The organism is Acinetobacter sp. YH12233, from assembly GCF_013417725.1.
Classification (GTDB): domain Bacteria; phylum Pseudomonadota; class Gammaproteobacteria; order Pseudomonadales; family Moraxellaceae; genus Acinetobacter.
In genome coordinates, this window is record NZ_VPDK01000015.1 from 23,683 (window position 1) to 37,421 (window position 13,739).

At 43.1% G+C, this 13,739-nt stretch carries 13 protein-coding genes; 1 reads left to right on the forward strand and 12 read right to left on the reverse strand.

The features are described from left to right. Nucleotides 1-3: 3 nt before the first annotated feature. From FTV12_RS08485 to hcaE, 5 genes are all read right to left on the reverse strand, one after another. On the reverse strand, nt 4-969 hold the full coding sequence (locus FTV12_RS08485) for a 3-carboxyethylcatechol 2,3-dioxygenase (protein WP_004781819.1): 966 nt from the start codon (nt 967-969) through the stop codon (nt 4-6). A gap of 66 nt (nt 970-1,035) precedes the next feature. Continuing rightward, entirely contained in the window at nt 1,036-1,851 is an 816-nt protein-coding gene (gene hcaB / locus FTV12_RS08490; protein WP_004781818.1) for a 3-phenylpropionate-dihydrodiol/cinnamic acid-dihydrodiol dehydrogenase, read from the reverse strand. 2 nt (nt 1,852-1,853) lie between these two features. Continuing rightward, a complete protein-coding gene (gene hcaC / locus FTV12_RS08495) occupies nt 1,854-2,180 on the reverse strand; it encodes a 3-phenylpropionate/cinnamic acid dioxygenase ferredoxin subunit (protein ID WP_004781817.1) in 327 nt (108 codons plus the stop codon). Next, complete coding sequence (hcaF, locus tag FTV12_RS08500; protein WP_004781816.1) at nt 2,180-2,698, reverse strand: 3-phenylpropionate/cinnamic acid dioxygenase subunit beta; 519 nt, start codon at nt 2,696-2,698, stop codon at nt 2,180-2,182. Before hcaF ends, hcaC begins: the two co-directional genes overlap by 1 nt. Further along, a complete protein-coding gene (hcaE, locus tag FTV12_RS08505; RefSeq protein ID WP_004781815.1) occupies nt 2,695-4,062 on the reverse strand; it encodes a 3-phenylpropionate/cinnamic acid dioxygenase subunit alpha in 1,368 nt (455 codons plus the stop codon). Before hcaE ends, hcaF begins: the two co-directional genes overlap by 4 nt. A 280-nt stretch (nt 4,063-4,342) precedes the next feature. Here hcaE and hcaR point away from each other — a divergent pair, with 280 nt between their 5' ends. After that, complete coding sequence (gene hcaR, locus FTV12_RS08510; RefSeq protein ID WP_159123907.1) at nt 4,343-5,251, forward strand: DNA-binding transcriptional regulator HcaR; 909 nt, start codon at nt 4,343-4,345, stop codon at nt 5,249-5,251. A gap of 376 nt (nt 5,252-5,627) precedes the next feature. Here hcaR and FTV12_RS08515 read toward each other — a convergent pair whose 3' ends face one another. The 7 genes from FTV12_RS08515 to FTV12_RS08545 form a co-directional block, all read right to left on the reverse strand. Next, complete coding sequence (locus FTV12_RS08515) at nt 5,628-6,488, reverse strand: alpha/beta fold hydrolase (RefSeq protein ID WP_004781813.1); 861 nt, start codon at nt 6,486-6,488, stop codon at nt 5,628-5,630. Between the two features lie 283 nt (nt 6,489-6,771). Continuing rightward, complete coding sequence (locus tag FTV12_RS08520; protein WP_180018461.1) at nt 6,772-8,046, reverse strand: OprD family outer membrane porin; 1,275 nt, start codon at nt 8,044-8,046, stop codon at nt 6,772-6,774. 415 nt (nt 8,047-8,461) lie between these two features. Beyond that, nucleotides 8,462-9,481, reverse strand: coding sequence for a 4-hydroxy-2-oxovalerate aldolase (gene dmpG, locus FTV12_RS08525; protein ID WP_166138095.1), 1,020 nt, complete (start codon nt 9,479-9,481; stop codon nt 8,462-8,464). An 11-nt stretch (nt 9,482-9,492) separates the two neighbouring features. After that, nucleotides 9,493-10,389 carry an acetaldehyde dehydrogenase (acetylating) gene (locus FTV12_RS08530; protein ID WP_180018644.1) on the reverse strand — a complete coding sequence of 299 codons (897 nt, stop codon included), beginning with the start codon at nt 10,387-10,389 and terminating at the stop codon, nt 9,493-9,495. A gap of 22 nt (nt 10,390-10,411) precedes the next feature. Next, nucleotides 10,412-11,209: a 2-keto-4-pentenoate hydratase gene (locus FTV12_RS08535; protein ID WP_004781809.1), complete on the reverse strand. Its 798-nt coding sequence runs from the start codon at nt 11,207-11,209 to the stop codon at nt 10,412-10,414. A gap of 408 nt (nt 11,210-11,617) precedes the next feature. Continuing rightward, complete coding sequence (locus FTV12_RS08540) at nt 11,618-12,286, reverse strand: HAD-IA family hydrolase (protein ID WP_180018642.1); 669 nt, start codon at nt 12,284-12,286, stop codon at nt 11,618-11,620. Nucleotides 12,287-12,606: 320 nt separating this feature from the next. Next, the gene (locus FTV12_RS08545; protein ID WP_004781807.1) at nt 12,607-13,575 is read right to left on the reverse strand and encodes an RluA family pseudouridine synthase; all 969 of its coding nucleotides are present in this window, start codon (nt 13,573-13,575) and stop codon (nt 12,607-12,609) included. Nucleotides 13,576-13,739 lie beyond the last annotated feature (164 nt).

Sequence of the window (13,739 nt, forward strand, 5' to 3'; positions counted from 1 at the left end):
TCTTTAACCTTTTAACTCTGCAGATACGATGCCGAAGCCCGCAATCCATTCACTGATTTCTTCATAACAGTGCGTTGTCATTTCGTACTCGCCCATTTCGCTTAAAGCAGCAAATGCCGCCATCCACGAACGGACTTCCTGACCACCACGGCCACCATCACGGCGGATTTCAGCTTCAGTCATGGCTTCTAGTGCAGCGAAGTCGGCATTCTTGAATTTTTCAAGCAATGCGATATCCCATTCAGCATTCAGAGGAACTGCAACAGAGGTATCGCCCGCTGCCAGTTTCTGGCCCACTGCAATAATTTTTGACTGACGCGCGTTACGTGCTTCAGGTGTCGGGTTACGACCTGCAATCAGGAACTCTTCCACTTCTGGTGGTACAGAACCCATTTGCGGAGTTGGTGGATCGTGTGACAGACCACCTGTACCTAAAACAAGGACACGCTCATTTTCAAGGTTCAGAGATTTGATGAACTGACCTACAGCACGGCCTAAAGCGATGGTACGCTTCGTGGTTGGCATTGGTGCTGCAGCGCCATTAATGAAAATTGGAATCGTTGGATAACGATCAAGTTTGCCGTCGCACAGGAAGTGCAATGGCTGAGTCACACCATGGTCAGCTTGCATACGGTAAGAATACGCAACGTCCACGCCCTCATCGAGTACACGACGCACTAAGCCCAGTGCTTTGTCTTCTGGTACATCAATGTGTGCATTGTCTTTACCATAGTCCCAGTCACCTGCAGCAGTCGCGCGAATGCCCACACAGAAGCTCGGCATCAGGTCATAGAAGAAACCATTGAAATGGTCAGGACCAAAGGTAATGATCAGGGTTGGGTCGTAAGCTTTTACTTCAGCAGACAGTTTTTCAAACGCTTCACGAACAGCCTGTTCTTTGCGTTTTTCCTGCGGTGAAGCAAATTCCATTAAAGGACTGTGCGATGCACAAATAAGTTTAACGGCCATGAGAGACTCCTTAAAAGGAAGGCAGCCAAGAACAGGCTGCCGAAAAGTCCATTTCAGACTAGATTTTTATTCGTCAAAGAAACCGGCACGTGGCTGACGTAAGCCGCGAATACCCAGACCGCATTCTGCATTGATCAGAACACCAGTCAAAGGACGGTTATTTTGACGAGATGCCAAGAGCACATATGAACCTGTCATATCTTCCGGCTCAGGTAAGAAATTCAGTGGCATGCCACGGGCGATTTTCTCAGGATCACGTGCATCGAGCAGGCCAAGATTTTCCTGACCTAAGGATGCAGCACCTTTGATGTTCACATTCATACCTGATGGCGCAACGGCGTTTACGCGGACTTTAGGTGCAAGTTCGTAAGCCAGTTCTTTCATAATGCCCACACCCGCATGTTTCGATGCTGTGTAAACTGGACCGCCACCTGCAGAATACAATGCAGAATTTGACAGCGTGAAAATGATCGAACCTTCAGATTTAACGAGCTCATCCAGTGCAGCTTTCGCACCTAAGATCAGAGATTTGGTATTAATCCCCATAATCTCATCAAAGGCTTTTTCCAGCTGCTCACCTGAAGTATTGACGATATCGGCATAGTGATCCCAGATACCGGCATTACCCACGAAACAGTCGAGTTTACCGTAACGCTCTACAGTCGCTTTAACAGCGCGGACGTTGTCTTCATAGCTGGCCACATCACCTGCGATTGCCAGCACGCGATCACCAAAATGTGCATTCAGTGCATCGACTTTAGACTGTGAACGTTGAAGAACGGCCACTTGTGCACCCTCTTCCAGGAAACGTTCTACCAGTGCCCAACCGAGACCTGAACCACCACCAGTGATCAGTGCAACTTCGCCTTGTAGCCAACCCATGATTACTCTCCTGCCATCTCTACGTATAACGCACCATCTTCAAGTACAACTGGGAATGTTTGAATTGGGTCAGTTGCTGGTAAGCAAAGTGCCTGACCTGTTTTCAAACAGAAACGAGCTGCATGAAGTGGACATTCCACTGTACCGTCGTCTTCAAGGTAGCCTTCAGACATAGAAGCATTACCGTGTGAACAGCGGTCGTTCATTGCGAAGAATTCGCCACCGTTGTTGAATACTGCAAGCGCTTCGATACCGTTTACGCCACAATCCACTTTTAACGCTTCGCCTTCGTCTAATTCGTCAACTTGGCAAACAAAAATCTTATTCATTAGAAGAACACACTCAGGTTATGTGAGTTATAGGTAACTTGGTCAAGCGTGATCTTACGGTTGAAGATCTGGAAGCCCAGGCCGCCTTCAACTTTGCGGATCTTGTCATGACGTTTACCACAGTAAATCGTAACGTCTTTCTCTTTCTGGGTACGGTACAGTAGGTATGTCACGTATACATCGTATTCGCCTTCAACTTCAGTCGGCTCAACAATCACGTTGCTCACCATGTGAGTGGTACGTGATGGAGGCTCTTCAGCCCAAGCCATACCAGTTTCCAGACGTGCAACACGACGTTCCAGAAGATCTTTCGTATCGTTGAATACCCAGGTAGTAGGTGGTTCAACTGAACGACGACGGTCACGCGTTTGAGCGTTTGGTGTAGTACGTAGCGTGTAAGAAATATCTTCAGCTAGCGTGTCTAACCACTCGCGGAATTTCCAGTCATCAAGAAGCTTGGCTTCTTGATACAGGAACTGACTAATTTGGTGATGAAGTTCTAAACTGATTTGACTCATTTCATAAGCTCCTTCTCGTATTCGTCAGCCGCAGCTTCAACGTCTTCCCATTTTTCATGAATCAATAAATCTGCCCAACGGCGGTACATACCACGTGCTGCAGTTTCAGAGAAAATATAGTTAGTGATACCCGGGATACCATCTTCACGTACTTTCTCGTTACCTTTACCCATTTCCATAATGAGTTTGTTTTGACGCGCTTTGTAACCACGTAAAACTTTTTGGATTTCGATCCAGTTTTCAGAGTCATCTTGCTCTAGGAAACCAGCAGGACCGAAGGCACGAGTTGCAGAACGTTCAAATGCTGCTTGTACATCTTCTGGCGCGTCCGCATCACAGATACAGAATGCCCAAACTTCAGTTTTGTTTGGACCACGTGGGTGCCATACACGAAGAGTCGCAGTACCGTTCAACCAAGACAATGTAGGGAACATGGTGTTGTGACCTGCAAGACGCAGCGCACGAGTTTCACCTAGGCGTTCTTTCACTTCTTCGTAAGTTTCGCGGAAGTAGTTTGCTACTTCACCATCAACCCATACGTTTGCGTCTGGTTTCTCTGTGAAGAAGAAGCCTGAACCGTGACCACGTGAACCGTATTGGATCGCGTCTTTCGCAGTTTCCCAAACTGGACGAGCAGTTTGTGCAGCACCTAATTTCTTAGAAGATTCGTCGTCTGGTTTCGCACCAAGCACCTGAATTGCAGATGCGTGAGAGAACAACGCGTGATATTGGTCAGATGCGAACTGTTCAGCTGCAAATTTCCAGTTACACTCGATTTCCCATTTGTGTACACCACCCACAATCACAGTACCGCCTTCACGACGATCTACAACGCCGTCCAGGTACCAAGCGATATCGCCCATGTATTCTTCTAGATCTGGAGTCGTTTCATCCCAGCATCCGAAAATCAGGCCTTTGTATGATTTAACACGGTTAACTTCTACCAGACCCCATTGCTCTTTACATGCACCATGTGGGTAAGCACGATCTTCAAGCGGGATGTCTTTTAGAGAACCATCAATACCGTATGACCAGCCGTGGTATGGGCAAGTGAACGCACGTGTATTACCACAGTCTGCGAAGCTTACGCGCATAGAACGGTGACGGCATTGGTTTAAGAATGCTTTGATTGAGCCATCTTTTTGGCGTGCCACGATGATTGGATCTTCACCCATGTAGGTATTGAAGAAATCGCCAGCCTTAGGAATTTGGCTTTCATGGCAAAGGAATAACCATGTACGACCGAAGACACGTTCAAGTTCTAATTCGTAAATGTCAGGATCTGTATAGATAGATGGCGTGATACGTCCATTTTGTGCATCGACTAAAGCGTCGATTTCGCGCACATCAATTTTTCCACTCATGAAAAGCTCTCCTGTGACCAGTTATGGCACAAAGTAATAGACTCAACTTTTCAACGATGATGGATTTTAGGGCGGTTTTGGGGAAATATTTTTTTTGTTTCAATTAATAGTTTTAAGCAATTATTCTAGGCGTGTATTTTTATATTAAAACACTAATCAATCCCTCCAAAGCATTTACTTTCTAAATGACAAAATAATCTTCACGACATAGTTGTTTATAGATTATACTCTTCTGAAATTATAGTAAGACATTTTTTGGATTACTCGACGGGCTGATGATATGGAATTACGACACCTCCGCTACTTCATTACTGTGGCTGAAGAACTCAACTTCAGTAAGGCAGCACTCAAACTTTACACGGCTCAGCCATCACTTAGTCAGCAAATCAAAGATTTGGAAGAAGATGTCGGTGTCAAACTGCTACACCGTACCAAGCGTAAAGTCGAACTGACCGAAGAAGGTGCTGTATTCCTAGAACAGGCCCGCCTGACGCTGGCACAAGCTGATAAGGCGATTGCCATGGCCCGTCAGGTCTCACAAGCCAAGCAGCAGATGCTACGCATCGGTTTCGTCCCTGTCGCGGAAATGAAAATCTTCCCGTATATCCTGCCGAATCTGCGCGTGCAAAACCCTGATTTAAAAATTGAATTGCTCAGTCTGAACAATAATGAGCAAATGCGATTATTGAAGAAAGGCGAACTGGATCTGACCTTTACCCGTCACAATTTCCATAGTGATGAAATTGAAAGCCAGTTTGTGATTCGTGAGCCATTGATCTTCATTTTGCCGAAGGATCATCCTTTAGCGAAATACGACCGTATTCCAGTTAAATTACTGAATGGTATAGATTTTATTATTCCATCTGCAGAACAGTCACTCACCCTGCACAATACGATTATGGAATTTGCCAAGACCAATGGCATTGAGCTTAATATTGTGCAAAAGGCGGATAATATCCTGTTCAATATCAACTCGATTGGAATGGGCTTGGGCTGTGCCATCCTGCCAGGCTATATCGCACCATTGACCATGAACAATACTGTAATCCGCCCGCTGGATGTAGAACTTCCCTTTTTAGATCTTTATGTTAGCTATCGCAAGGATAGTAATTCAGTCGCAGTGAAGAAGTTCCTGGAACTCCTGACTCGCGTATTCTACCTAGACATTAACCGCGACGAACCACATTAATTTTCTATTTTTATAGCAGCACACGTAATTTCCTCTGAGAATACGTGTGCTTTTTTGTTTTTATTTTTTCTGATCAAAATTTCATTTTATATTCATTTTTCCTATGACAGACCACATCTAGCTTGGCTTCCAACATCTCCGACCATGGCTTATTAGGTTTAATTTTTGCTCAAATTAGGCTTCTTTTACAACTTAAGTCTAATAAGAAGTCTAAGGCCCATTTTAATTTTTGAAATTCTGATTAATAGCTAAAAGGCATTAAAAACATTCAAAAAATTCACTGAATGAAATGACACTCATTTGGCAGCAGTAAATCAAATATTTTAGAAAGAAAAAAGGATGACCGAAGCCATCCTTTTTCTAAACTGTTTACGACTTATTTTACGCCGTGTACAGCCAGGTAGTTTTTGATCACAGTGTTGAACTCATCTGATTTTTCAACTTGAGACCAGTGACCACATTGACTGAAGATGTGTGCATCAGCATTTGGCACGATGTTCAGGATGTCCCAAGTACGAGAAACCGGAATGACCACGTCTTGAGTACCATGAATCAATAATACAGGTACAGTGATGTCTTTCATTTTTTCGAAGTCTAACGGGAATTCGAAACGGTCACGGTCACGTGCGCCCACTACATCCATCAAACGATTTGATGCATAGTCATTTGCAGCAGAAGCAAAACGTACTTTCACCAGTTCGTCAGTGATCAGATCTTTGTTCACGACAAACATAGAAAGTGTTTTCTTAATACCTTCTTCAGTCAGTACAGGGTTTGCATGCGCTTTAAGTGCAGCAGTCTGTTTTGCACCGCCAGTACCCATAGACACGATACCTAGAACACGTTCAGGATAATCAAGTGCCATCTGGAATGCCAACCAGCCACCCAGAGAGTTACCCACTAACCAGGTTTTTTCGATACCTAATGCATCTAGAGTACGTACAGCATGATCCACCCATGCACGGATACCATAAGCAGTACCTGGTGCAACCACAGTTTGACCATAACCAATGGTATCGATTGCGATACAACGTGCTTGTTCACCAATTGAAGGCAGGTTTAACCACCAGTTTGCAGCAGCAGATACACCCGTACCTGAACCGTGCAGGAACAGAATAGGCGTACCTTCACCAATTTCATGGTAGTGAGTCAACTCACCTTCTGCAGTTTCAATCCATTTGTCTTCTAAGCCGAAGAAAGGATCTGTTTTATAATCAGGGATTTGAACAGTGCTCATCATGATTCCTCTTACAGTTTCTTGCTTGCGTGTTCCTCGATGACGAGAATTCGACGTCAAGTTGACTCATTAAAAATGATCTTTTTACCGTCTTATATTAACCGCTCTACTGTCTTCAACTGATATAAAATTACGATTGCATACTACAAAAAATATATTATTTAAGTATTTGTTTTAATTAATTATTTTAAATTTAAAACCTTGTTTAATTTAAGGCTTTGATTAAGTTCTTAACTCAAAAAAAAGCAGTCAGAATACTGACTGCCCTTAAAATGCGCTTAACTTAGAATTTATGGGTATAAGTCGTCGCTACGCGGTATTCTTGAAGATCTGGTTTAGTAGGATTAGCAAAATTCACATCGATATACATCGCTTGAATGCCTAATCCTTTTAACTTACCCTCTGGAACAGTGTAATTCGCAATCAGATTTAACTCATCAGTATTAAAGTTTTGATCACCTGATTGAGCATCATAACCTTTGAAATAAACTGCAGTCGCATTTAAGCCTTTGGCACCCATTTCAGAGAAGTCATAGCCATAAGAAATATTCCATGACTTTTCTTCTGGTGCAGTAAAGGTTGCAACGCCCCAGTTCACCAGATAAGGCTGCGGCACCCAGCCGCCAAGTGTTGGAAATGCAGTATCACCAAACATTTGCTGATAACCCAGACCTACGGTATGCGCACCATGATTAACTTTTGCCCCTACTGACAATGCCTGATTATCAATATCACCATACAGTTTGTCACCTGAATCTGAGTTATCAAAATAACGCACATGGCTATCTAATTTGGTTTTTTCGCCTAGCGCAGTTTTGTAATTCACACCCAAGTAATGCTGTTGGTAGATGTCTTGAACATCTGCATACCAGTAGCTACCACCAATTTCAGGCGTGAACTGGTGATCTACACCGGCAATCCACATACCATCAGATTCAGGACCTAAGTCATAATGACCTTGTGTACCATCAGGTAAAGTTCTACCTGGAGAAAATAAAGCTAAATCACGGAACTGATTGTCGTAACGATTATTAATTTTATCAATATAAGCCAAAGTCAGTTTGGTATCTTTAATCTCTTTAGATTCTAACCATGCACCGCTATAAGTAGTGATGAGCTGACGAGATGGATCAAATACTAGCACTGGAGATACAGGCAATAACTCACCCACTTTCAGCTCAGTCTCAGAAACTTTAGCTTTTAAGGTTGCGCCAACTTTACCAAAATGATCTTTAGATTCTTTACCATCGTGAGGCAACACCCAATCCGGATTTTGATCACGGCCTTTGAGTTTAACTGCATGTTGAACCAGAACATCTGCACCAACCTGCACCCCACCACCAATATCGTGATAGCCTGATTTGGCATCTAGAGTCACGCCTTGTGACCAAGAACCCCAATTACGTGAAGAAAAATCATCTTGATACTGACGATCTAGATAAAAGTTTTTAAATTTAAGCTGGACATTACTATCGTCAATAAAATCTGCATTTGCTGCAGTTGTTCCTAAACTTGCTGTTGCAGCAAGCATTGCTATCCATAAGTTTTGACGACGCATGGCTTATTCCTAGTAATCAAATTAAGCTATGCCGCTATCATGCTCAACTCTAGTTTTTTTAAAAATCCGACTACAGTATTAAAATTTTTCTATTAATCTCTATAGATAGAATAAGTATGCTGAAATTTGAAAAAGACTTATATTTATAAACAATTAACTAAAATAAAAAATTAACCAGATAATCAATATAAATCCATGTTTTCTCTTATATAAACAGCCATTATTTTTTTATAATTTAAAAATAACTTTTTATTTATCGTTTTTATGTTTAAGGAAATGTGTTTGATTATTTTCTTAAAATAAATAGTAATAATTAAAATATCTTATTCTATCGTTTTAATATCTTATTCATTTTATTCAAATAAATAAAAAAGCGCCCTTTCGGACGCTTTTTTTAAAATTTAGCTTTTAACTATTAAGCTTGAAGCTCTTTCGCTTTAGACATAGTCAATGCCAAATCTTCAATCATATCTTCCTGACCGCCAACGGTGCCACGACGACCAAGCTCAAGCAGAATTTCACGAGCAGATACGCCATATTTTGCTTCAGCACGTTTAGCGAACAGCAGGAATGAAGAGTAAACACCCGCATAACCTAAAGTTGCAGCATCACGGTCCGCACGGATCTGATGAGTCATCATTGGAATGATCAGATCTTCTGCAACGTCTTGTACTTTAAACAGGTCAACACCAGTTTCCATTTGCATACGATTGGCAACCGCAACAAACAGTTCAAGTGGCGTATTACCTGCACCAGCACCCAGACCAGCTGATGCCAAGTCAACACGTGTTGCACCTGCTTGCACTGCTGAAACAGAGTTCGCAACACCCATACCTAGGTTATGATGACCATGGAAACCGATTTCGATGTCTGAACCTAAGTTAGCACGTAAAATACCAACACGGTCAGTCACGTCTTGCGGCAGCATATAACCTGCAGAGTCAGTTACATAGATACAGTTGGCGCCGTAAGACACCATTTTTTGCGCTTCTTCAAGCAGTTTTTCTGGAGAAGCCATGTGTGCCATCATCAGGAAGCCCACAGTATCCATACCCAGTTTACGAGCAGCAGTAATGTGCTGTTCAGAAACGTCTGCTTCAGTAGAGTGAGTTGCAACACGGATGGTTGCTACACCTACATCATGCGCCATTTTCAGGTGATCAACCGTACCAATACCAGGAAGTAACAGCGCAGATACTTTTGCTTGTTTCAGGTTTGGAATAACCGCTTTTAGGTATTCTTCATCAGTTGCAGCTGCGAAACCGTAGTTCACAGAGTTACCGCCAAGGCCGTCACCGTGTGTTACTTCAATCAGCGGTACACCTGCATCATCCAGCGCAGTTGCAATCGCAACCATTTGCTCAGGTGTAGTTTGATGGCGCATGGGATGCATACCATCACGTAAAGTCATATCATTAATAATAATCTTAGACATGAAGGTGCTCCTTAAGCTTCAACTGCATTTAAAACACGTTCTGCGAACATTTCTGCGGTACGTGCAGCTGCTGCAGTCATAATGTCGAGGTTACCTGCATATTTAGGCAGGAAGTCACCCAGACCTTCAACTTCAAGGAAGATCGATACGCGGTTGCCATCAAATACAGGACCGTTCACCAGTTTGTAACCTGGTACGTATTTTTGAACCTCGAGGATCATCGCATGTACAGATTCAGTGATTGCCGCTTGATCTGGTTCACCTTCAACGAGGCAGTGAACAGTGTCGCGCATCATCAGTGGTGGCTCAGCAGGGTTAATGATGATGATCGCTTTACCTTGTTTCGCACCACCCACTTTCTCAATCGCACCAGCAGTCGTACGCGTGAATTCGTCGATGTTTTTACGTGTACCAGGACCAACTGATTTAGTAGATACAGTCGCAATGATTTCGCCATAGTTCACAGGCTGAACGCGAGAAATCGCTGCAACCATAGGAATCGTTGCCTGACCGCCACAAGTTACCATATTGACGTTTGGCACTTCACCTTGTTCAAGCAATGCTTCAAGGTTGACAGGTGGTACGCAGTAAGGACCAATTGCAGCTGGTGTTAAGTCAATCATTAACACGCCAAGCTCGTTCAGCTTACGGCTGTTTTCAGCATGTACATAAGCAGAAGTTGCATCGAAGGCGATTTTGATGTCATCTTCAACTACTTGAGGCAGCAAACCGTCTACGCCTTCAGCAGTGGTTTTTAAACCCATTTTTGCTGCACGTGCTAGACCTTCAGAAGTTGGGTCAATCCCCACCATCCATACTGGTTCTAACCATTCGCTGCGTTGCAGTTTATAAAGCAAATCAGTACCAATATTACCTGGACCGATCAATGCACATTTAATCTTTTTCATGAATGTACTCTCTTGTATTCCCTTATTCAGCAGCAAAAGCAGCTGTTACTGAACCAAAGCCTTCAATTTCAACTTTGAATTCGTCGCCAGGCTGAGCTACAACCATTGGACCCAAAGCACCAGTCAAAATAATGTCGCCTTTTAGCAATGGACGGCCACGGCGTACCATTTCATCTGCCAGCCACACAGCAGCATTTAACGGGTTTGCCAGACATGCTTTACCCACGCCTTGAGAAACCACTTCGTCGCCACGTGTCATGACCATCTTGCAGTTCACAAGATCAAGGTTTTCCAGTTTGACAGGCTTAGAGCCCAGAACGAATGCAGCAGAAGATGCGTTATCAGCTACGGTATCAATCAGGCTGATTTTCCAGTTTTCGATACGGCTATCGACCACTTCTACAGCAGGAAGTGCATAGTCAGTTGCACTAATGATGTCTGCATACGTATGTTTTGCTTTAGTCAGATCTTCTTTGATGACCAATGCGATTTCAGCTTCAACTTTCGGTTGAATCAGCAAACCTGCAGGGATTGCTTCACCATCGCCATAGGCCATGTCGGCAAACAACATACCGAAGTCAGGCTGATCTACGCCAAGCTGTGCTTGAACCACTTTCGATGTCAAACCAATTTTACGACCTACCAGACGGCGACCTTCCGCCAGAGCACGCTCGGTATTTACTTCCTGAACGGCATAGGCAATATCTACGTCAGCACTTTCACCACCAAGTTCCGGGCGAATCGGTGCGATCGCAGTTTTTGAGAGTTCAGCAGTACGTAATGCTTGTGCAACTGATTCAACAACAGCAGAATTCGACATCAATGTTTCCTTAAACTGCAAAAATGAGGCTTATGCCGAGAACTAAGACAGGCAAAATGTTCTGACCTGATCATTTCGATCATTCCAATAAACAATTGCGCCTAGTACGGGCATATGAATAAACAGTTTTAGGATGGGAAAAATACGACTTGAATGCCAATAGTTATTTTATTTTTTGCAATAGCTATTATCTATAAATTAAATTTATAAAAATCAATTAAAAACATAATCTTATAATTATGAATTAAGTTATATCCAACTAAATAACTCAACAATCATGACAGAACAAAACCACTGTAATCACAACTTTAGACTAAAAGATAAGACCAGTTGTTCAAATCTACCGCATTGATCCGCATCTTCCGTTTCAGAAAATGCCGGATCTTGAATAATGACTAAGATACTGAATTAAATGGCTTCTTTCCATTGGACTTTAGCCAATAAAAAGTCATGCAAACTGCTGACATCCTTCACAATCGACAGTGGATTAAACTGTGCCAAAGTTTCCGGTGTATGTACGCCATAAGTCACACCTACACTTGGCATGGCAATGTTCATCGCCATTTCCAGATCATAAGAAGTGTCACCGACCATAATCGCTTCATGCGCATTGACACCAGTTTCAGTCAGAATTTCAGCCAGCATTAAAGGATCAGGTTTGGAGCGGGTTTCACTGGCAGCACGAGTGGCATGGAATAGTTCCAGACTATTCGTTTGTTTTAGTACCCGGTCTAAACCTTTACGGCTTTTACCTGTTGCCACCGCTAGCTTAATCCCTTCATCTTTTAAGCTATACAGCATCTCAGCTACGCCCTCAAACCAGGCATCATTGACTGAGTTCATCACATAGTGATCTGAATAGGCCTGCAAAATATCCGCATGTAATTCTGGCACACTTGGGAATAGCCGTTGTGCGACTTCTGGCAAACCCAGCCCGATAATGCTTTTCGCATCTGCATCAGTTAAAGGTTGCTGAAACTGTTGCGCAGCAAACTGTAAACTCGACACGATCTGACCCACTGAATCAAATAAAGTGCCATCCCAATCAAAAATGACCAGTTTTATAGGTGAATTCATATAAGGTTCCTAGTATTTGATTCAGTGTCTTTAAGCCCTCTCCTTCTAGGAGAGGGTTTGGGAGAGGTGAGTTAAATTAATTCCCCACCACAATTAACATCAGTGAGCAGCTGTTTTCGTATAGGTATTATCTACTTTTCAAGGATGAAAAGTAGCAAAAATCCTTTGTTACTCTGATGGCACGTCCCTGTGCCACAGAGTAACGGCGCCATCCATGTCGCCCTTCATTGATTTAGAAATTGTCTTGAATCATCTCTAATAAAGAGGGAAATTTCTCCCACTCAAGTAAAGCAAGATAAGACTCATTAAAAAGCTAAAAATTACTCGTCATCTTCCGTAGGTATTACCACCTTATCCGCCTTTTGCGCACGAAGCTGAGCTACAAGACTCTGCATATCTTCAGGTAACGGTGCTTCAATCGTCGGATAACCCGGAATTTCTAAGCGCATCGCATGCAGACATAAGCGGCGTGGTTTTGGCCCACGATATTCAGTTTCATGTCCGTATTTTTCATCACCTACCAGCGGATGACCAATGCTGAGACCATGTACACGAATCTGATGGGTACGACCAGACAATGGAGAAGCATACACCAGTGTCGCATGCATAAAACGCTCTGCCACATTCCACTGGGTTTTAGACTCTTTGCCTTCTTTAGAGACACGGACACGGCGCTCACCATTAGAAAGTTCATAACGATGCAAAGGTGCATCAATGAGTTGCTTATCTAGCGTTACCTGCCCTTTCACGACAGCGGCATAAGTTTTTTTAATCTTATGTTCACGTAATAAATCTTGTAGCGTTTTTAAGGTACTGCGCTTTTTCGAGATCATCACCAGACCCGATGTGTCACGGTCAATACGGTGAATCAATTCCAGGTATTTTTTACCTGTTGCAGCACGTAGGCCTTCAATCAGGCCATACGCCACACCGCTACCGCCATGCACAGCAATACCCGATGGTTTATTGACAACCATCAAGCCTTCATCTTCATATACCACACGTGACAGAAGACCTTGAGCCACCTTGTCCGAAATCGGCGCTTCTGATTCATCTTTTTGTTCATAACGAATAGGTGCCACACGAATCTGGTCGCCAATCGCCAGTTTGGTTTCGGCCTTAATGCGTTTTTTATTGACGCGAACCTGTCCTTCACGAATCAGACGATAAATCCGACTTTTAGGCACCCCTTTCAGACGACTGAACAAGAAATTATCGATTCGCTGTCCATCTTGATGTTCATCCACTTCAAACCAAGTGACGCTTTGCCATTGTTGTGTAGAATTCATACAGTTACTATGACCCAAAAATTACTAAAATTGATTAAAAACTGATCACTTAGGTTATGCTTTACACAAGAAACATAAGCTTAGCCCATAGGCAGATGATGCAAGGTTTGATATAGTCAGCGCACGGAAACCATCGTTTGTGAGTAAAAGTTGAAGCATTTCAG